14 protein-coding genes are annotated in these 19,538 nt (G+C 61.0%); 8 read left to right on the plus strand and 6 right to left on the minus strand.

Annotated elements, in window-relative coordinates; all coding sequences use genetic code 11:
- Window positions 1–10 precede the first annotated feature (10 nt).
- From M2299_RS02990 to M2299_RS03015, 6 genes are all read left to right on the plus strand, one after another.
- A complete protein-coding gene (locus M2299_RS02990; RefSeq protein WP_280883834.1) occupies window positions 11–178 on the plus strand; it encodes a hypothetical protein in 168 nt (55 codons plus the stop codon).
- 66 nt (window positions 179–244) lie between these two features.
- Window positions 245–3,967 carry a phage tail protein gene (locus tag M2299_RS02995; RefSeq protein WP_280883835.1) on the plus strand — a complete coding sequence of 1,241 codons (3,723 nt, stop codon included), beginning with the start codon at window positions 245–247 and terminating at the stop codon, window positions 3,965–3,967.
- A 9-nt stretch (window positions 3,968–3,976) separates the two neighbouring features.
- Entirely contained in the window at window positions 3,977–6,814 is a 2,838-nt protein-coding gene (locus M2299_RS03000) for a hypothetical protein (protein WP_280883836.1), read from the plus strand.
- Window positions 6,815–6,882: 68 nt separating this feature from the next.
- Window positions 6,883–8,199: a hypothetical protein gene (locus M2299_RS03005; protein WP_280883837.1), complete on the plus strand. Its 1,317-nt coding sequence runs from the start codon at window positions 6,883–6,885 to the stop codon at window positions 8,197–8,199.
- A gap of 48 nt (window positions 8,200–8,247) precedes the next feature.
- Complete coding sequence (locus M2299_RS03010; RefSeq protein ID WP_280883838.1) at window positions 8,248–9,180, plus strand: SOS response-associated peptidase family protein; 933 nt, start codon at window positions 8,248–8,250, stop codon at window positions 9,178–9,180.
- Window positions 9,181–9,661: 481 nt separating this feature from the next.
- Entirely contained in the window at window positions 9,662–10,111 is a 450-nt protein-coding gene (locus M2299_RS03015; protein ID WP_280883839.1) for a BLUF domain-containing protein, read from the plus strand.
- Window positions 10,112–10,641: 530 nt separating this feature from the next.
- Here the strand turns inward: M2299_RS03015 and M2299_RS03020 are convergent.
- A complete protein-coding gene (locus M2299_RS03020) occupies window positions 10,642–11,127 on the minus strand; it encodes a hypothetical protein (RefSeq protein ID WP_227417096.1) in 486 nt (161 codons plus the stop codon).
- A gap of 270 nt (window positions 11,128–11,397) precedes the next feature.
- Here M2299_RS03020 and M2299_RS03025 point away from each other — a divergent pair, with 270 nt between their 5' ends.
- Window positions 11,398–11,907 (plus strand): hypothetical protein, encoded by a 510-nt coding sequence (locus M2299_RS03025; RefSeq protein ID WP_280883840.1) that lies wholly within the window; start codon window positions 11,398–11,400, stop codon window positions 11,905–11,907.
- 248 nt (window positions 11,908–12,155) lie between these two features.
- Here M2299_RS03025 and M2299_RS03030 read toward each other — a convergent pair whose 3' ends face one another.
- The 4 genes from M2299_RS03030 to M2299_RS03045 all read right to left on the minus strand — a co-directional run bounded on the left by M2299_RS03030 (window position 12,156) and on the right by M2299_RS03045 (window position 16,702).
- Window positions 12,156–13,007, minus strand: a complete 852-nt coding sequence (locus M2299_RS03030) for a DNA adenine methylase (RefSeq protein ID WP_280883841.1) — start codon at window positions 13,005–13,007, stop codon at window positions 12,156–12,158.
- A gap of 14 nt (window positions 13,008–13,021) precedes the next feature.
- Window positions 13,022–14,596: an AAA family ATPase gene (locus M2299_RS03035; RefSeq protein WP_345782452.1), complete on the minus strand. Its 1,575-nt coding sequence runs from the start codon at window positions 14,594–14,596 to the stop codon at window positions 13,022–13,024.
- Between the two features lie 139 nt (window positions 14,597–14,735).
- On the minus strand, window positions 14,736–15,914 hold the full coding sequence (locus tag M2299_RS03040; protein ID WP_280883843.1) for a site-specific integrase: 1,179 nt from the start codon (window positions 15,912–15,914) through the stop codon (window positions 14,736–14,738).
- Window positions 15,915–16,291: 377 nt separating this feature from the next.
- A complete protein-coding gene (locus M2299_RS03045) occupies window positions 16,292–16,702 on the minus strand; it encodes a hypothetical protein (protein ID WP_162292033.1) in 411 nt (136 codons plus the stop codon).
- Window positions 16,703–16,984: 282 nt separating this feature from the next.
- Between M2299_RS03045 and M2299_RS03050 the strand changes: the two genes are divergently transcribed.
- The gene (locus M2299_RS03050; protein ID WP_280883844.1) at window positions 16,985–18,529 is read left to right on the plus strand and encodes a hypothetical protein; all 1,545 of its coding nucleotides are present in this window, start codon (window positions 16,985–16,987) and stop codon (window positions 18,527–18,529) included.
- Between the two features lie 22 nt (window positions 18,530–18,551).
- Here M2299_RS03050 and M2299_RS03055 read toward each other — a convergent pair whose 3' ends face one another.
- Window positions 18,552–18,812 (minus strand): hypothetical protein, encoded by a 261-nt coding sequence (locus tag M2299_RS03055; RefSeq protein WP_202908367.1) that lies wholly within the window; start codon window positions 18,810–18,812, stop codon window positions 18,552–18,554.
- Between the last annotated feature and the right edge of the window lie 726 nt (window positions 18,813–19,538).

A 19,538-nucleotide genomic window follows, 5' to 3' on the forward strand; every position in this document is an offset into this window, starting at 1 on the left:
AGGGGGAACGATGTATATCCTGCTGGCCGTTCTTGGACTCCTGGCCGCGTTGGCCGGAGCATTGATGCTCACCAAGGCAACCATGGGTGTCGGCGTAATCGCGTTCGGCATTTTCTTGGTCGCGCTGGCTCGCGTCATTCAGGCTGAGCGCCATCAATCGCAGATCATGGGTAGATAGGCCGGAGTCACCGGCGCCCACCTAAAGCCCCGCCATGAGCGGGGCTTCTTCGTTTCTGGAGCCGCAATGTCTCTTTACACACTCACCGTCGATCTGTTGATGAAGACCGGTTCCTTTGTAAAGGACGCCGGTCAAGCCGCTCGGCAGTTCGAGCAATCGATGAACCGCATGCAGGCTATTGCCAAGAAGGCTGGCACAGCGATTGGTTTGGCTCTCTCGGCAGGCATCACGAGCACAAGCGCTGCGGCAGTGGCGTGGACACGTGAAGTGGCTGAACTTGGAGTTCAGTACGAGCGCTTGGCATCGCTCTCGGGCAGTAGTTCAGAGACCTTCCAGCGCATGGCTGCTGGTGCCAATGTGGTCGGAATCAGTCATGAGAAGTTGGCAGACATTTTCAAAGATGTGCAGGACAAGATCGGCGACTACGTTCAGACGGGCGGCGGTGCGATGGCCGACTTCTTCGAAAACATTGCCAAGCGCACGGGGGTAACGGCCGAGCAGTTCCGAACGCTCTCCGGTCCCGATGCCCTCGGATTGTTCTTCAATAGCTTGGAGCGTGCGAACCTTTCGCAATCGGAAATGGTCACCTACATGGAGGCCATCGCCAGTGACTCTGCTCACCTGATTCCCCTTCTGCGGAACAGCAGTGCGGGGTTCAAGCAGTGGGGCGATGCCGCCGCAGCAGCGGGGGCGATTATTGATGGCAACACGTCGAAAGCGACAGTTCGCCTCCGCGAGATCACGCAGGAAGCGGACCTTGCGATGAAGGGGCTTAAGGTCAGTGTCGCGGAAGAGCTTCTGCCCGAGCTGAACAACTTGACAGAATTCATGGCTTCGCAGCAGACGCGGAATGCTTTCGCGAGCGTCACCCGCTGGGTCGCAGAGCTTACGGGCGAGATGGCAAGCGGTGCAGTTCAGATCGTGAATTTGATTGGCCGCATGGCGGAGCTTCACGCTCTGGAGGGTGCCGCTCCAGGCGCTCTCAGTAGCGCCACAGAAGATGCACTCAATGAACAGATGGGCGACCTTGGCGCAAGGCGCCGGCTGTTGCTCGCGGTGGAGGCTCCGTCTCCCCAGCGCGACAAGGAAGCTGAGCGGCTCTTGGCAGAGCGCCTTCGCATCCAGCGCGAGTTGACGCGTCGATATGGGCCGCAAGTCACCTTGATTGACAACGGGCAGATGCTGCCGGAGTCCGCCCTCAAGTCGAATTCCGTTGGCTACAAGCCTACGGGGAACATTGGGAAGTCTGCTCGGGAAAAGTCGGACAACGAGGCGAAGCATCGCGCCGAGGAGATCGCGCGCTACAGGCAGCAAGCACAAGAAGCCGCCGGCGCCATGGAGGGGCCGCTGGCCGAGGCCATGGCCAAACACCTTGGCAACATGGCTGAGTACAACGATCTGCTGGCCAAGGGCAACATTGCGCAGGCCGACGCCAACGTGCTCATGGGCCAGAGCGCCATGGAGTACGCCAAGGTTGCGGCGGAAGTGGAGAAGGCCATGGCTGGGCCTGAGCAGTTGCTGGCAACCTTCGATACCGAGCTGGTCATGCTGGGTAAGGTAGGGCGAGCCCGTGAGCTGTATCGCCGGCAGCTTGTGAACGAGAAGGACATGCGCGACGAACTGCAAAAGGCAGTCGAGGCAGCCGGTAGCAAGGAGGCACTGGCGCTGGCCAAGGGGGCAGCCAGTTACGAGGAGTACGAGCGGTCCGTGCTGGCGGCGGCGGCAGCTGCTGCGGAACTGTCTCTGCAGGTTGAGGAATCCGCAGCGCACGTCGAGGCGCTGGCCAACATAGTCGTCTCTGGCTTGGCCGACGGTGTCGATGCGTTTGCCGACTTTGCCGTGGATGGGTTGCGCAAGTTCGATGATCTGTGGGATGGCTTGAAGAACGCGGCGAAGCGCGGGCTGCGCGACATGATTGCTGAGATCGCGAAGCAGAAGCTGATTATTCCGATCCAGACGCAGATCATGAGCGGAATCAGTGGACAGGGTGGAGGCTTCAGCCTGGACAGCCTCATGGGTCTGTTTGGCGGAAACGGATCGGCCGCAGGTGGCAAGAACCTGAGCAACATCGCCGGCCTCCTGTCGAAGGGGCAGGGGTTGTTCAGCGCTGGCGCGGGTGCGGCCAGCAGCGGGATCAGTGCCGGCAGCCTCGCAGGATTCGGCAACAACGTGGCTGCGTTCGCCGGCGGTGGCGCCTCCGCAGCGAGCGGAACGGCGGCAGCTGGCGCCGGTGCCGCATCGACGGCGGCGGCAGCGGTGCCGATCATCGGCTGGATCGTCGCCGGCATGATGAAAAATGCCGAGTTGTTCGATCAGGGCTGGGACATTGCCAACGGTGAGAGCTGGGCCGGCAAGATCGCCACGGCCGGCGCCGTGGGTCTCGCTGATAAGGGGTTCCGTGGACTGGGCTTCAACGACAAGACGGCATCCATCCTGTCGGGCTCCAGCATCCACGCCAAGCTATTCGGCCGCAGCGCGCCCAAGGTGACCGGGCAAGGCATCACCGGCGATTACGGGTTCGGTGGCTTCAACGGCCAGTCCTACGCCGATATCAAGGCCAAGGGCGGCCTGTTCCGCAGCGACAAGAAGTGGACGCAGTACGGGGCGCTGGATCCGGGCATCGATCGCACGTTCGACATGGCGGCTCGCCAGGTGCGTGGCGCGGCCACTGACCTGGCCAAGCAGCTGGGCGTTGATCTCTCCGGGCAACTGGCCGGGGTGAAGGTGTCGCTGGGAAAGATGCAGCTGTCGGCGGATTCGGCAGAGGCGAAGGCGCAGTTGGAGGCCTACCTGGCCGACATGACGGATCGCCTGTTTTCCGAGGCAGTACGTGCGGCAGGGTTCGGCGGCCAGCTGGATGGCTACTTCGAAGCGTCGGATGTGTTCTCGGCCCTCAGTGCTTCCATTGCACTGGCGGTGGGCAACGCCGACGAGTTGGGCCGCGCCCTCAGCGGCATGGAAGTGGAGAAGGTCAACAAGGCCGTTGACTACTTCCAGGACCTGGCCAGCGTTGCCGGCACCGACTTGGCCACACAGGTCCAGAAGGTGACGGGGCTGCTGGGGAACTACGCCACGCTGATGGCGGACGTTTCCACGCAGCTGATGACCGGCGACCTGTCGAGCTACCAGCAGCAGGCGCTGACCATCGAGCGCACCTACCGCCAGCAGGTGAAGTCGGCCAACGACTACGCCAAGGCACTGGGCCTGTCCGGTGCTCGCGCTGAGGACTTGGCCAAGATCGAAGCCCTGCGGGCGATGAACATGGGCAAGTTGCAGGCGCAGATCGACAAGGACAAGAAGGCCATGCAGTACGGCCTGTCGATCAGCGACCTGTCGCCGCTGACGGACCAGGAGAAGCTGGGCGAGGCGATGAAGGAGCTGCAGCGGGCAGTGGCCGGTGGCGACACCAGCGCTGCTCAGTCAGCGGCCCAGGCTGCACTGGGCTTCGGTCGAAACCTGTATGCCAGCGGCAAGGACTACAACGGCCTGTACGACCAGGTAACCGGGCTCATCGACGGCATGAAGGTGGGCGACCTGGATAAGGAGGACGGCACGAGCATGGGCCAACTGGCCGATGCAATCGAAGCGCTGCCGGACAACTTCAGCCGTGCCGTGTTCGACCTGGTGGTGAACAAGGACGCGCAATCGCAGACCACCACAGCAGTGCAGCAGGGCAATGCGCTGCTCACCGAGCAGAACCAGCTGCTGCGGGATCTGCTGGCCACCACCACCCAGGGCGTCCGCAAGTCCAGTAGTGCCGACCTGCGCAAAGCGCTCAACGCGATCTGAGGTATTGCCATGCTGCAAAGGAAACTCACGCTGGTGGAAATCGGCGTGGGCGCGCTGCCGTCCCCGTCTCCGCCGGCACCGCGCTACTCGACCTGGTTCCCGGTGGCCTATCGGCCGCCGGAGGTGCCGACGGTGGACGGGGTTGTCCCCAACCCCGTGGCCGATGGTGTGCTGATCGAATGGAACCCGGTCGACCAGGCCGGGGTGATCTACGTGATCGAGCGCGGGCCGAGCCCGCAGGGGCCGTGGACGGAGATTTACCGGACCGTCGAAACCCGCTACCTCTACAGTGACGGCAGCGGCACGAAGTGGTGGTTTCGGATCACCCCGACCGTGCGCGGAAAGCCGGGCTCGGGCTCGGTGGTGGAGGCTACGCCGTCGCCGACGACGAGCGACCTGATCGAGCAGCAGCAGCGGTTGGCCAAGGAGATTGCCGACCGCATCGAGGGGGACGCAGTCGAGGCCGCTGCCCGGGCCGACGGGCTGGCCGATGCTGCACGCGATCTGCTGGCCGAGGCGGCGCTGCGGCAGCAGGGCGTGTCGGACGCCATGGAAGCAATCACCCAGGAGGCGCAGCACCGAGCAGACGGCGACCTCAACGAGCGACTGGCGCGCGAGGCCGCCATTACGCTGGAGGCCGAAACCCGCCAGAGCGACGTTGAATCGCTGTCGCGCGCGCTGTCGGAGATCGTGGCCGGCAGCGGCACGCAGTTCGACAGCCGGAAAATCTGGTACTTCGACACAACGGCCGAGGGCTGGACCGGCAACGGGTCAGATCCCACTGTGATCGACGGCTGGCTGCGGCCGGTCAATGGCACCGAGGCACCATGGGTGCAGTCGCCGCCGGCGTTGGAGATCGACGGCAGCGCCTATCGGTTCGCCAAGCTGCGCGTGAAGCGAGTGGGCACGCCGGTGTGGAACGGCTACCTGCAGTGGATCACGGCCGAGGACCAGAACTGGGACGTGGACAAGCGGGCGCCGATCCCCCAGCCCCTGTGGGATGACCATGGTGTGGCCACGGTCGACGTGGTGGACATTGCTTGGTGGCCGGGCGAGGTGGATGCAGTCCGCCTGCAGTTCGGCGATGAGCAGGCGGTGGCCAACTACTTCATGGTGGACTGGGTGGCCATCGGCCGGCCGACGCCGGGTGCAGGCGTGGCGTTGGTGCAGGAGGAAGCACGGGCGCGGGTGGCGGGTGACGTTGCCGAGGCGAGCAAGCGGGAAACGTTGGCCGCCCAGCTGCGTGGCGACTACGAAGGGACGGACCTGTCCCAGGTCGCAACCGGGTTGTTCGCGGCAGAGCGGGACGCACGCGTCAGTGCCGATGAGGCTTCGGCTACGGCAATCGAGATCCTGCAGGCGCGCATGCCGGTGGGCGACGGGCCGCTGGCCACCGAGGCGAGCGTGACGGAAGAACGCCAAGCGCGCGCTGATGGCGATAGCGCCAACGCTGAGGCCATCGGGCGGGTGTCCGCAAGGATGCCCGCAGGAGATGGCGCTGTGGCCTCTGCGGAGGCGCTGGACGCCGTCTCAGCACGGGTCGAGGAAACGGAGGACGGTGTCCGGGCAGTCGGCGATAGAACCTCGTCGCTCGAAGCCCAGATGACGTACAAGCACGCCGGCGACCGCGACTGGAACGCGGGGGATCGGAACGTATACGCAGGCGTCAAGACCTGGCAGTCGGTCATCGTGCAGGGCGATAAGGCCACCGCCAAGCAGGTGGAATCGGTGCGCGCCGAGTTGGGCGAGTTCGAGGCCAGTGCGACCAGGTCAATCGAGGTCATCGCCACGGAGCAGGCGGCCCAGGCGGTACAGGTCCAGCACCTCGGGGTCGAGCTGGACGGCAAGGCCTCAGCCGATTACGTCGAGGAGATCAGCGCCAGGGTTGAGGTAACCGAGCAGGGCATCGAAGCGGTCACCGGCCAGCTCACGTCGGTCAAGGCCGAGGTGGACGGCAAGGCAAGCGCGCAAGTCGTTCAGGGCATGGAAGCCCGGGTGGTGCAGACCGAGGGTGGCCTGGCGCAAGTGATGGCCAAGGCGTTCCTGCATCTGATCGCTGATGCCGGCAACGGCCCGTTGGTCGGCGGCATGGAGCTGGGTAACGACGGCAACGTGGTCAGTCTGCGATTCCTGACCAACAGCATGGAGATCGTCGCGCCCAACGGCGCTTCCGAGGGCATGGAGTGGCGTAACGGATACCTGCGCATCTGGAAAGGGGCGGCACAGCGAATCATCGGGCCTGGCTTCGGTGCCAACGGTGACAACCTGATCGACTACTTCGGCCCAAACGTCGGCGCCGCCGCCGCATCGAAGACCAACGCCATGATGTGGATGGACGCGAACGGCAGTGCGTACTTCGGCGGCCAGTTGTCGGCCGGCATTCTGCGCAATGCGGTTCAGACCACGACCACGCAGACCATCGGTACGGAGCTGGTCAACGGTCCATTCGCAACCAACGGCCGCGTGCGCACAGTGACGGTCAGCTTCACCCGGCGTCACGAGCGGGTTCAGACCACGCTGGGTCCATCTGGCTTCGTTGCCGGTGCCGGGCAAAACACAGCACGCGTCGATATCTACCGCAAGATCGGCAACAACGCCGAATCGCTGTGGCAGGTGCTCAACGTTGGGGGCTCGGTGAACATCATGAATGAGCCGGACGGGGCGGATCGCGCCGTGTCCAACTGGGGCGGATCGTTCACCGTGAACGACACCAGCCCTAGCTCTGAAACGATGCAGTACCGCGCAGTTATCTCTGGCTTCACTGCCCAGGACGTGACCCACACATCCGGCACCTTCCAGCAGCAGACCATCACGCAAAGTCTCGCGGTGATCTCGGTCGAAAACTGAAACAGCCCATAGCGCAGGCCGACAAGTTCGGCCTGCTTTGCCGTGGGCAATTCCAACAGGGAACACACATGCCGCAGAAATTCATCGATCAAACGACCATCCAGCCAGATGGCAAGCCCGGGGACGACGCTTTCACCGCGTTTGCGATCTGCAACGACAACTTCCAAGATGCCGAGGCGCGGCTGGTGGCGTTGGAGGCCGGCGGTGGAGAGACGGGCGACCGCTTGGACAACGAGATCTCCGCGCGCACAGCAGCAGACGCTGCACTCGGTGCCCGCATCGATGCCGCAAATGACCGCATCACTGCAGTTGATGCAACGGCCGCTACTGCACAAGCCACTGCAGAGGGAAAGGTCAGCAAAGCAGGCGATACGATCAGTGGCGACCTCTATGTCAAGAGTGCGCTGGTAACCGGGACGCCAGGGAACGCGCAGCTTACCGTCGCCAGCGACTTGACGACCACCTACATTGAAAGCATCCGCCGAGACGTGAGCCCTGGGCAGCGGCGAAATCTGAATTTGTATGGGCAGGACATGGGGTTTACCGGCAACACCATCAATTTCCAACCCAACACGAACACCAACCGAACCCGTTTCATCACCGATGGAGCGAACATGCAGCTGCAGGCGATCAATGCCTCAGCGAACGCCTTTTCACCGATGTTGATTAAGGGCAATGAAGTCCAATTGCATCACAGCGATGGCATTGGCTTGAAGGTCATGCCAGGAGTGGTCGAAGGGCAGGATTTTCACCAGTTCCGCCAGTATCGCAGCAACATGAATCCTGGTAATGGCTCTTACAGCTTCTCGTTCATGTCGTCTGGCAACTTTGGCGGTGGCTACGCAATTCAGGACGGCAACACATCTGGTGGCATGTGGATGGCTGGAGGTGCGCTCCAATGGGGTGCCGCCAACGGGCTCGGCAGCATCGAAGGGAAGATGACGCTGGGGCAAGATGGCGTGTTGTCGGCGCGTGGCTTCAACAACACTTCTTCGGCTGACGTAAAGGACTACATCGAAGGTCACGTGGGCGATGCTGACATTCTCCTTGATCGTCTGGTAGTGATCGACTATCGCTATCGCCCTGAGTATTCCAAGGATGACAAAAGGTATGTTGGCCTGCTTGCGGAGAACGTTCGGGACGTTCTGTCGTCAGCGGTAGGGGGTGGGTATACGTACGAAACCAAGACACCCGTGGTCGATGAAGATGGTGAAGTTTCTTCCTACTTGACTGAGGAATGTGCAGTTCCGCTCAACATCGACCCGATGCAGATTCTGGCAATCAGCGTGCGCTCCCACCAGCAGAAGAACCGGCGCATCAAACAGTTGGAAGAGCAGATGGTTGCGTTGCTGGCCCGGCTGGCGGCGCTGGAAGCCGGGGCATAACCGCGGCCCTCACGCCGCCGCAACGCGTGCTGCGGCCAGATTGCGGCCATGTGCTATTCCGCCCAAATCGAAGCCGCCTACCAGAAGCTGGTCCGCATGACCGGTGCCACCGTGTCGCTGCAGGAATTCGCCGCGCTCTACGCCCATGACCCGGGCAAGAAGCGGCCCAAGACCCCGAAGGCGATGGACGACGCATTCCGGGCCGGCACCAGCGCGGCAGAGCGGGCCGTGTGGGCGGAGATCCAGCAGTGGAACCAGGCCGAGGCCGCCATTCTGGAGCAGGAGCTTTTCGCCAACCGCAAGCGGCTGGCCGATGCGGAGCGATCGCTGCAGGTCAAGGAGACGAAGAAGGCCCGGGAAGACGTGCGCATCGCTGGGAACAAGATCGAGCGCGCGATGGGCAAGCTGGCCGACCTCAAGCGCGCCGAGGGCACGGACCGGGACAGCCGAATCTTCCCCGGGGTCTACGCCCCGGTGATCGTCTCGGAGGGCAGCAAGCTGACGATCAAGCCGATGCGCTATCAGTGCCGACTGGCCGGCAAGCCGGCCAACTACGACCAGCGTTTCCCCGGCACCTACAACGCCCGCCGCGACAGCCTGGAGAAGTTCTGGTCGCCGGCCTTCGGCCACACCCACGGCTTGATGGTGGTCGATACCTTCTACGAGAACGTGGAGGGGCCGGACGGCAAGAACCAGGTAGTGCAGTTCACCCCGCGCACGCGCGAGCCGATGCTGGTGGCCTGCCTGTGGTCGCATTGGGTGGACCCGGCCGGCAAGGAGCCGGATCTACTCTCGTTTGCCGCGATCACCGACGACCCGGAACCCGAGGTGGCCGCCGCTGGCCACGACCGGACGATCATCAACATCAAGCCCGAGCACGTCGACGCCTGGCTGAACCCTGATCCTGCCGACCTGGCGGCGCTGTACCGGATCTTTGACGACAAGCGACACCCGTTCTACGAGCACCGGCTGGCCGCCTAGGGGGCTTCATCTACTGGCGCATTGGCGCACTGCTCGTTCGTCAGGCGCTCTGTTGTTCGGAATGGGGCGTACCCAGGATGTGGTCGCATTCGACCAGTCGCGCGTTACTGACCGCTTGGCGTCCGCCGCATTTGGCGCAAGCGAGTAGCGTACCGCCCGGTATGGATTGAAGGTTCGGGCCTGTCGAGTGGGTGACGTGCTGGCAGCTGTTACATCGCACGCTGATGGCGATGACGCTTTCGATCTTCCCCTGGTGATTGCGCATCGGGTCGATGTTGAGAACGTAGAAAAGACCTGTGTCTGGCATGGCCGTGTACCGAGGAGTCAATTGCATGCTGCGGGGTGGGGCGGGTAGATCTTGTGACGGGAGTCCGAATTCAGCAAGAGTTTGAAGCTGAAGCGTTATGGATTCTGCCTATACATCTACACCAATTTGCGCCCTTGGCTGTTAGGGTCTTGCCTCTCAGCGAGGAGGTGCGCCATGCCCATCAGGGCCATTGTGTATGCGAGCGAGGTCAGTCCGGCGATCGCGCAGGGGCGACTAGGGCAGTCTGATGGTAAGTTGGATGCGATCGTAGATGACGCATGCCGGTTCAATCGAGATGCCGGGGTGACGGGAGTTCTGCTCTTCGACGGAGAGCGGTTTCTTCAGTATCTCGAAGGACCAGAGGATGGGCTGTCGGTAGCCTATTCCCGAGTCCTGAGCGCAAGGAGCCATTCCGCTCTGGTTGAATTGCAGCGGGGCCGGGCGGGCTACCGGCGTCTTCCGTTTTGGCCGATGCGCTGGCTCCCCGTCGAGCGTGCGGAGCTGCGAAGCCTTGCTCATGCGGATTGGACTGGCTTCAAGCAGCGTAGCGATTCCGATGCCGCGAGCGCGACCGGGATGGACCTGCTGAGAGCGCTTGTCGAACCGTACGCAATCGCCGCTTGAGCGGCGATGCCAGCCGAATTTACGAGCGTTTGAGGTTCAAGCGCTCTTCTGCAAGAAGTCGGCGAATCTGGCCAGGCTGATAGCCTGCCGATTTGGGCACTTGGGGCAGCTGAGAATTGCGCCACCGGGGAGATCGAAGAGCCCTTCATTGGGCCGTCCGGTGAACCGGGACGAGCACTGCAGACAGCGGCACACGACTTGGGTTACCTGCAGCAGCCGACCACTGTCGTCTTCTTGCCCCAGAACGTCGCTGAGGAGGAACAACCCTGTGTCGGCCATGCTCGTTTCCTTAGCATCCTTTTGATGGTGCCGCAGTCTACAGCCTCCGTTGTGCTGGAGCTTTGCGCTATGCGCCGGCTCGCCCGAGTGTAGAGCCCTTGTTGATTACGGCACCCCTGATTGGGCTTCGACGGCATCCTTGCTCCGGCTGCACTGTCTTCGGTCTCTGGTCGGGGCGGTTCTTACTTGGTGGAAGCGTGAGCTGTCCCCGCTCGCGCGGGGACAGTACAACTGGGTGCCAGGAGGGCCGACTACTGACAGACGTACTCGGTCGAGCTTTGGAAGTACCTGTCGTAGTAGTCGTTGGGATTATCGCCAGAGCCGAAGTACACAAGCTCTGTACGGTAGTAGTTGCCGACGCCATAGACTCCCGGCGAGCTACAGGTCGCCGGCATCGGGCCTGGGTAAGATTGACCGCTGAAGGTGTAGTGGTACTCCTCACAGGAATAGCCGCCGCCAACGGCTTCGGGATCTGGTCTACAGGAGCCGACAGTGCCCTTCATATTTTGAAAGCCTGTGTACGCGTCGGTCGGGCACGAGCCCAGCCCTTCCGGCCCCCAGTCGCCGTACGTGTAGACGCCGCTGGGCCCGTCCACGCCGCCCTGACAGAAATTGGTATAGGCCACCGGATAAGGCTGGATGGTCTCTGAATCCACCCACAGCAGGCGGCCCGTTGGCACCCACTGACCAGCGAACGCGCTCTGGGCGAAGCCGACCGACAACAGGGCAAGTGACATGCCCAACATCAGGCGGCGAGTGGACGAGCGGGCAGTCCTGCAATTGTTATGCGTTGAGTTCACTTCCATCTCTCCATGAGTAGGGTAGTGCTGCACTGCCGCTGCACCGTCGCAACACCTGTGCATAGGTGCAATCAGAAAACCGCCCGGGCCGGTGTAGGTAAAGCCCCACGCTGGCCAGCGATGTGACACCTGTCGAAGTGTGAGCGCTTCAGGCTGGGGCCTTGCCGATTCGCAGGCTGTGCGACGCCCAGCCGTATCCTTCCGTCCATGCTCCCGATGCACGGCTACCAAGGCTTCCGCTCAGCACCACCACCCTCTGGCTGGGTCCAGCTGAGGGACACATGGGTGCTGTGGTGGAGTGGCCGGCAGATTGCCCAGGTTTCGCCGGCGAAGGAGCGCGGGGTACGCGTGCACCTCGATGCTCGGAAGATGTGGCAGACCAAGGATGTATGGGCGGCGAGCGTCGACCAGGGCAAGCGCTACGCCGAGCGGTGGTGCGCGGCCAGGCTCTACCCAGAGATGCGGCTGCGAGCCGCTGTGGCTCGGATGGTGGACGACTCCCCGAGGGAACCCCTACCGCCGCTGCCTGGCCTGCCGCCGACACCCGAACAGCTGCAGCAGGCCCGGCGTCTGGCCGAGGCGGGGGCGAAGGAGCTGGAGCGGGTCAAGGAAGCGCTGGCGCCAATCCGTCCGCCAGCGGTGACGAAGCCCAGGGCGAAGGACCCCCTGAAGGCTTGGGTGAGGGCGGGGCGCCACCAGATGGGCCGCACCGTCTGAGTGCAGAGCCTCCAGAAAACTCGCCATCGAGCCCTTGCGCTGCAATGGCCCCGGGGCCCCTGCTCCAGAAATGAAGTCAAAGCAAGTCTTTGATTCGCATCCAGAGTCAGGCAGACTTCTAAGCCGTCGTCCTCAAAATGCCTCACTTGCCGGAGCCTTGCTGCAGTAAGGCGCTGTTGGCAGCGGTAGAAAGTTAGATCGCTGCATCTTGATAGAGTAGCCGCTACGCGGCCTCGCCGTCGGCGTGATTAGCCAGACGGCACGTGCGAAAGTTCGCTGCTAAAGAACATGACCTCGTCGCCGACATATCGGCGCTGGGCGGTGTAGTTCAAACCATAAGTGACGCTGTTCTCGGCAGCGTACATTTCCCGAATTTCCGCTGCATTGTCATAAGACGTAATCCACGGTAGGCCAAGTTCTCCCGACTGGAGAAAATCTGCGATTTCCGTGTGATCTTCGTGCTTGTAGGAGTTTCGATAAAGCCCTGCGCCCTTTACGTAATATGGTGGATCCAAATAAACAAGGGATTTGGCTGGTACAAGAGTATTGCATCTCTTAAGAAGACTGATCGCATCCTCTTCATAGACGTGAATGAACTTACTGTTGTCCCTAATCAGCTGAAGCCGGCTACAAATTTTTTCGCGCATGAAGCGAGCATCGAGCTTGTAGGCTCCTGCTTGAAGCTTTCCCCCGATTACGCCACCCTTGAGGATGCCTGACCGATTCGTCCTGTTCATAAAAAGCGTGGCGAACCCGCGCTCCAGCGCTGAAGCAGGCGTTTTACCCTGCATCACGGATCGCCAGTGGTGCCAAGCATCCATTGTCACTTCAGCGGTCGAGACGAGATTGATCAAGCGATCACTGCCGTCTGTAGCCGCACGCCAAAATGACGCGACCGCCGGATCGAGGTCGTTAATATGGATGTGCTCCACGACCTTATCCATAAGTAGGATTAAGGCCAGCCCCGCACCTCCCGCGTAGGGCTCCAGATAATGGCCGCCGTTGAGGCCATTCTTCTGAATGATCTCGGTCACCAGAGGGGCGAATCTCGCTTTGCCCCCAGGATACCTTAGCGGTGTGTATAGCTTGTTCGAGTACATAGACCCTTGGGAGGCTATTGAAGGCGAGTCGCTGTGCGGATAACCGCCGATTCAAACTCGCTCACGAAGGCGGAAACTTGAGCGGAATGGTGCTCCATCCAGAGGTCGATGATCTTCCAAGACTTGAGTGTCGGCCAATGCTTGTTCCACCATTTTTTGGTTGAAACTCTGTCGCCCAGCTTGACATCCTCCGAAAAGAACTCTGCTCTGATTTTATCGCTTGACGGATTGGAGACCTTGATGCGCAACATCAGATTGTAATATGGGCCAGTGTTGGCGTCCATCAGCTGCCTTACAAAGTTGATGATCATGTTCTCTGGAGACCGGTCCGTCCCTTGCGCGCCGGGGGGACAAGGCAACTTTGCGGTGTTGCCTCGATCCTTGGACTTCTTTGGGACAGTAGTGTCAGCATCGACGACTAGGATTCGATCTCGGAAGATGGGATCGTGATCAGGGAGCTGAAGTAGGTTCGAACCTCCAACACCTAGTGCTATTGGCTGAATGGAAACGCCCGCACGCTTGGAAATAGATATTTTCTTTCCTCTTCCGAACAGTTCGTCGAAAAGCTGCCGACCTTCTTCGTCTTCAAAATAGACGCCCAGCTTGGGCTTCACCGTCGGGACAGGGATGTCCTGCCTCAATGACATGTCCTGAAGAATCGATTTAAGTGACTGATCCTCGGCGATGCGAGGAGTGTTCGTGTCGAGCAAATAGACTACCGAATCGGGAGATTTTGCATTTCCGCCTCCCGACGGGTGTATACATTCGATCAGCGCTGGGGAATGAGTCGTGGCAACAACCTGCACATCGAACTTTCGCGCATATTTTGTAATCGCTTTGGCCAAGCGCTCAAGCGCATGCGGGTGGAAGCCGACATCAATTTCATCGATTACGAGCAGGCCGCCAGGGTAGGATTCACCAAGCTCACGTTGCAGCTTGCTGAAGGAGGCGAATGCAGTGGCGATGCTACCAAGGCTATCCTGTCCGACCGAGATCGCCATTGCCCCGTGGGCGTCAAAGCCAGGTTGAACAGAAACAACGCCATTTGCTTTCACGGGTGTTTGAGTGACCTGGTCATTTACGGATATTCCAAGAATGACAGACTTCACAAACTCCACAATGACCTTTCGGTCCGCATCCTCCATGCTCAGCAGCGAGCTGGCCAAATCAATGTCACCAGACTCGCCTATCGATGCAAGGCGACGCATGCCGAGATAAATCGTGGGCAACGGTATCTTGGCCGAGTGGCCAACCGGGTCGTTCGGATCCGGATCCACTGTGCGTGGCACCACTCGAGCGCGATTCCATTGCTTGCGCTCAATAACACTGCAGCGTTTGCGGATAGTAATATCGCCGAGCTTTGCCGAGACAATCGGATTGGACTTTGGGTTGGCCTTGGAACCTACAGCTTCCTCCTTTGCAATGAAAACTATTCTCTCAATGTTCTTGAAGTAGCTTTCGCCGAAGTAAGTCTTGTGCTCTGATCCGGTTAGGCCAAATGTATTTGTTAGTAGCCCCAGAATTGTCGACTTGCCGATTCCGTTGTGGCCAGCAATAAGAGTTACCCGATCTGCGAACTCGATCTTCATCGCCCCCAGCTTTCTAAAGGGAGGCTGGCCGAACTCAATCGAACGAACAAGGATCCTTCCAGTTTCAAGAGCCACAACGTCGTCTCCAAGGCGCCAAGTGGCGCGATAGAGCAATCTATACCCGATCTTAACAATCGTGTCATTCCCTGCCGCCATTGGCGAACTTCGCCCACTCGTCCATGAGTGATCTGCGCTTGGCCAACATAGTGCCTCTTTTGTAGGCGGCCTTAGCCTTGTCCCTGATCTGATGAGCCAGGGCAGCCTCGGATAGATCATCAGGAAAATCAGTGGTTTCACTCGCCCAATCCTTGAAAGTGGACCTGAAGCCGTGAACGGTGACGTGTCCGAATCCCATTCGCTTCAGGACCGCCAGCATCGCGTTTTCGCTTAGTGGCTCGGCCGTCAGATCGTTAGGGAACAACAAGGGACGGCCCATACGCTGCCGCGCAAGCGCCATTGCAGGCGGCGACAGGGGGACCGTGTGCTCCACCTTCGCCTTCATCCTGTCCCATGCAACGGTCCACGTGCCGGCGGCAAGATCCACCTCTCTTGGCACTGCTCCAAGGGTCATTCCGGTCCGGGCGGCCGTGTAGATCGTGAACTCAAGTGCGCGCGCTGCCTCGCCGTGGCGGGATCGCAACGCTGCCATGAAGCGAGGAAGTTCTGCGTACGGCAGGGCAGCGAAGTTCTCGACCTTGGTGACGGCGGTGGGTTTCGGAAGGATCACGGCCAAGTGCCCACGCCAGCGAGCAGGGTTGTCGCCAGCTCGTTTCTTCTGGACGGTGGCCGAGTCTAGTACGGCTTCCACTCGCTGCCGGACCCGGCTGGCTGTCTCCGTCTTGGTTGCCCAGATAGGCCTGAGTACGGCCAGAACGTGGTCTGTCTCGATTCGATCAACCCGCAGGTCTCCCAGCACCGGCCTGGCGTAGGTCTCCAGCGTGCTTATCCACTGGCCCGCATGCTTCGGGTTCGTCCAACCCGCTTGGCGTTCAGCTATGTACGCGACAGCCGCCTCCCAGAAGGTCGGAATGGATGACGTGGCCACCGCGGCGGCGCGCCTCCCGGCAAGAGGGTCCTGGCCCGCCTGGATCAACTTTCTCGCGGCGTCAGCCGCCACCCGCGCATCAGCGAGGCCGATCACATGCAGCGGGCCAAGTCCCATCTCTGGGCGTCTCCCCTCAAAGCGATATCGAAACACCCAGCTCTTCGCCCCGGAAGCGGTGACCTGTAGGTAGAGGCCACCACCGTCCGCGTGGTAGCCCGGCTCCGTGACCGTGGCCACCCGTCTCGCCGTCAAGCGATTGATCTTCAGACCCATTCCTACCCATCCATGTACCCGCCCAGTTGACGCGGTTTCCCGCGAAGGCGTGCGAACCAGTCCGGATGGTGAAAGATAGCTGGCGCAAGAGCTGAGACTGGTTCCACGGAAGCGCACGGAAGCTAGGGAAGCCCCTAGAATCAGACACTCTCTCCGCCAGCCCCCGCCGATTGCCCTCTACAGCGCAATATTGCCGCCGATCACCTCCGATGGCCGCAACGTCACCAAGTAGAATACGCACCGTCGATCACCGCCGTTTTTGTGCTACAGCCCGACACATCAGCGTCTACAGCGATGATGATCTCGATGGACTGTTCGTGATTCGAAGCGCTCGATGTTAGACCAGAGGTCGACGACCTTGAAGAATATGGAGTGGATCAGGCGACGGCCTGCGATCTGAAACTCCTCATCGACCCGAGGAACATCACATTGACGCCTCGGACGGATACCCCTGAAAAGCCGACACCGTCCTCCAGCACTAGGAATGAGAGGCGATAGCGGCCGTCTGAGGAACGGACACGCTCGGTGCCGACCAATATGGCGCCGAGCTGGCCTATTTTCAGCAGCGCTATTACGTCAACGGCGGCTTCACGCACCACTTTCCGCACCTCCATCTGCGCCCCGCAGACCAGCCCGGTATCGTCCAGTCGGTCCTCGATGGAAGCAACGCCGATCAGCGCGATCGGCTCCTCACGGTGATGATGATTGTCTGGCGATTCCGAAACAATCTTTTCCATGGCGAGAAGTGGGCGTACCAGCTTCAGGGTCAGCTCTCGAACTTTACGCATACCAATGCTGTCCTAATGCGGCTTCTTGAGCAACATGGGCAGTTGGCAAACTGACGGCACAAATTCCACGCGGCTTCCGCTAGAACGGATCGCATAGACCCGTCGCTTGTCTGCCTACCGATGACTACATCCTAAGTAATGCCGTCAAGCTAAGCTGAACGTGCTGCCCAGAAACCGCTTAGGGTTTTTGCTTGTTAGGGCTGGGACGGCTTCAGTACGATATGGTGCCGCACTTGCTTCTGACTTAGCCTAATCTGTGGATATGAATTTGAGGGACACTCGTTGACGGTTACGCTCGAAGAGGAGCTCCTCACCCATCTCGATTCCGCCATCCCGGAAGGCGAGACCAAGACCCGCAACATCGACGTCGTGGCCTTCTTCAACGGCTTCGGCTCGTCGACCTGGCCGACGCTCGAGGAGACCGGTCAGCATTTCGGCGGCATCACCCGCGAACGCACCCGTCAGATTATCGCTGCGAACTACCGCGATTGTGTCGGTGCCGAGGACCTGCCTGAGCTGCGCGCCTGCGCCGAACGGATCTCGGCCTTCGGCATCTGGTTCGCCTCCGATCTCGCGAAACTTCTGGTCGACGAAGGCTGGGCCGACGAGGACGCTAACATCCTGGGCGTGCTGAACATGATGCAGGGCCTTGGCCTGTGCACCGAGTACGGCCTCTACGACGGCCGCATCACTTCCCTGACCCGTTCCAAGCTCGACGAGGTCGAGGACTATCTGATCCTCGACGGCGAGAGCGTCAAGCTCCTCAAGGCCGCGGTCAAGGAGACGCGGCGCATCCCGGGCCTCGTCGGCTTGGCGGACGTCGCGCATCTCTCGCAAATCGATGTCGAGCTCAAGACGCTGCTTGCAGTCATCCGCCTCCATCCCGAGGCTTGGGTCGGCGAATCGGGCGGCATCACGCGCTACTGCTTCGAGGATCGCGAGAACGTCCTCGTCAACATGTCCGAGAAGGTCTTCTCCGTCTTCGACAAGGTCGAGATCTCCCGCCTCGCAGCGACACTCGCCAATGCGCTGCGCCGTCGTTCGACAAACCTGTCCTATCCGGACCAAGCAGCCATCGAGCAATACATCCGCGGCTCAAAATTCTTCCAGTGCGGCAAGCGCATGGCCAGATTCGAGGGCGAGACCACCGAACTGACAGATATCGAGACCGACATCGTCGACTTCCTCGACGAGAACGGCCCGTCCGATTTCGTCACGGTACGCGCGCATCTTGTGTCGCTCGGATACGGCATCCCTCTGTTCACGAAGACGATCGGCGCGAACGCGTTGGTGAACGTCGACCGGTCCGCCGGACGCAAGCAGTTCGTCTACAGCCTCGTTGGCCGACCCCGGCCGTTGGAGCGCCAGCCCGTGGACGACGCGCTCACCGACGACGACCGCTATTCCCGCTTCGCGGCGCGCCTCCAGAGAATCGGCGCAATCGGCAGCACGGATGCCGACGTGCAGAGCACGCACCGCCGCGAACAATCGATCCTGTCCAAATACCTCTTCGAAGGCCGCAAGACGCACCTCTGCGCCATCTGCGGTGAGGAGCACGACGTTGCCTCCCTCGTCACGGCGCACAAGAAGAAGCGATCCCTCTGCAACGAGCGCGAACGTCTCGACCCGCATATCGTCATGCCGCTCTGCGTGTTCGGCTGCGACCATCTCTACGAACGCGGCTTGCTTCAAATCTTTGGCGGGCGAGTGACCGGCGATGCGTCAAAGGCAACAGGTGCGGCGACCAAGGCATTCATCGACAGGATTGCCGGGAAGTGTGTTTCGAAGGAATGGCTCCAAGGCGGCGACAGCTACTTCCAGCGGTAGGGCTCTATTCCAGACCGGGCACTTAGCCGTGCTGCCATAGCACTTCGGGCTCGCCGAATTCGCCCTCGTCCGGGTTGGCCGGCATCTTCCATGCGATGACGCCGGCATAGCCCCGCGACATCAGCTTTGCCCGGGCGACGGCATCATCCTTGCTCGGCATCTGCTGCGCTTCGAATGCTGGCCTCAGGTCGCCGTCCTCGCCCCGCTTGAACGCGGCGAGAACGATGAGCGTGGTGTTCTTGCTCCGTTGCTGCTGCTCCATCGGCTGTTGAACGCGGCGCATCGTGATCGCTCCAATCAGGACTCCTGTGTGATCCTGGGATCAGAACACAGAGGGAACGCTGAGCAATGTCTATGCCCCGCGTTGACCCAAAGACCATCACGCTAGGCTTATTTTGGAGGGTTATAGAGGGCTATGGAGTAGATATAGTTCTCATCGCTATCCCGCATGGCCCGCCAGAACCATGAAAGGCCCCTGTCTTTGAAGGGACTTTTTTTATGGCGGGGATGCCGCGGGCAGGGCCCAGGCAGAATCTCGATCTCGATGGCACTTTCGCACCTGCTCGTGTCATTCAACTCCGGCAGACTGGGTGCTCTTGAATGGACACCCATGGCCTGCAATACGCCTAACCTTGAGGGCGTGGATCAGGTACTTGGTCGCCTGCGAATCCCTTCTAAAGCAGGCCGTTTCCCCAGTACCGCGGCTGCAGTGGTGTCACCCGCAGACGCCTTCAGTTGCAGTACGTCGAGCGACTCTGAACGCAGGTGCTCGAGCTCAGCTTGTGAAGGATACTTGTGGCGGATCAGCCACTCAGCTTCTTCTTGTGATCCTGCTTGCAAGGGGGGGCGGCTTCATTGCAGTCTCCGGTGCATATCCGCTGTGCAACTGCATTCGCCTTGAAGCCCGATGGACTGCCGGCAATTGAGCGTTGCGGCGTGTTCTCGGCCGGGGTTTGGCCCGATTGACTGGGCGACGACGCAGGTCCTTCTGCCGCCGATGATGCTGCGC

Origin of the sequence: Stenotrophomonas sp. 1278, assembly GCF_029892765.1 — a bacterium.
Lineage (GTDB): Bacteria > Pseudomonadota > Gammaproteobacteria > Xanthomonadales > Xanthomonadaceae > Stenotrophomonas > Stenotrophomonas indicatrix.

What these genes read in the sequence shown, in the direction of transcription:
- M2299_RS02990 (WP_280883834.1), top strand. Translation starts at nt 11, where the DNA reads ATGTATATCCTGCTGGCCGTTCTTGGACTCCTGGCCGCGTTGGCCGGA.
- M2299_RS02995 (WP_280883835.1), top strand. Translation starts at nt 245, where the DNA reads ATGTCTCTTTACACACTCACCGTCGATCTGTTGATGAAGACCGGTTCC.
- M2299_RS03000 (WP_280883836.1), top strand. Translation starts at nt 3,977, where the DNA reads ATGCTGCAAAGGAAACTCACGCTGGTGGAAATCGGCGTGGGCGCGCTG.
- M2299_RS03005 (WP_280883837.1), top strand. Translation starts at nt 6,883, where the DNA reads ATGCCGCAGAAATTCATCGATCAAACGACCATCCAGCCAGATGGCAAG.
- M2299_RS03010 (WP_280883838.1), top strand. Translation starts at nt 8,248, where the DNA reads ATGTGCTATTCCGCCCAAATCGAAGCCGCCTACCAGAAGCTGGTCCGC.
- M2299_RS03015 (WP_280883839.1), top strand. Translation starts at nt 9,662, where the DNA reads ATGCCCATCAGGGCCATTGTGTATGCGAGCGAGGTCAGTCCGGCGATC.
- M2299_RS03020 (WP_227417096.1), bottom strand. Translation starts at nt 11,127, where the DNA reads ATGTCACTTGCCCTGTTGTCGGTCGGCTTCGCCCAGAGCGCGTTCGCT.
- M2299_RS03025 (WP_280883840.1), top strand. Translation starts at nt 11,398, where the DNA reads ATGCTCCCGATGCACGGCTACCAAGGCTTCCGCTCAGCACCACCACCC.
- M2299_RS03030 (WP_280883841.1), bottom strand. Translation starts at nt 13,007, where the DNA reads ATGTACTCGAACAAGCTATACACACCGCTAAGGTATCCTGGGGGCAAA.
- M2299_RS03035 (WP_345782452.1), bottom strand. Translation starts at nt 14,596, where the DNA reads ATGAAGATCGAGTTCGCAGATCGGGTAACTCTTATTGCTGGCCACAAC.
- M2299_RS03040 (WP_280883843.1), bottom strand. Translation starts at nt 15,914, where the DNA reads ATGGGTCTGAAGATCAATCGCTTGACGGCGAGACGGGTGGCCACGGTC.
- M2299_RS03045 (WP_162292033.1), bottom strand. Translation starts at nt 16,702, where the DNA reads ATGCGTAAAGTTCGAGAGCTGACCCTGAAGCTGGTACGCCCACTTCTC.
- M2299_RS03055 (WP_202908367.1), bottom strand. Translation starts at nt 18,812, where the DNA reads ATGCGCCGCGTTCAACAGCCGATGGAGCAGCAGCAACGGAGCAAGAAC.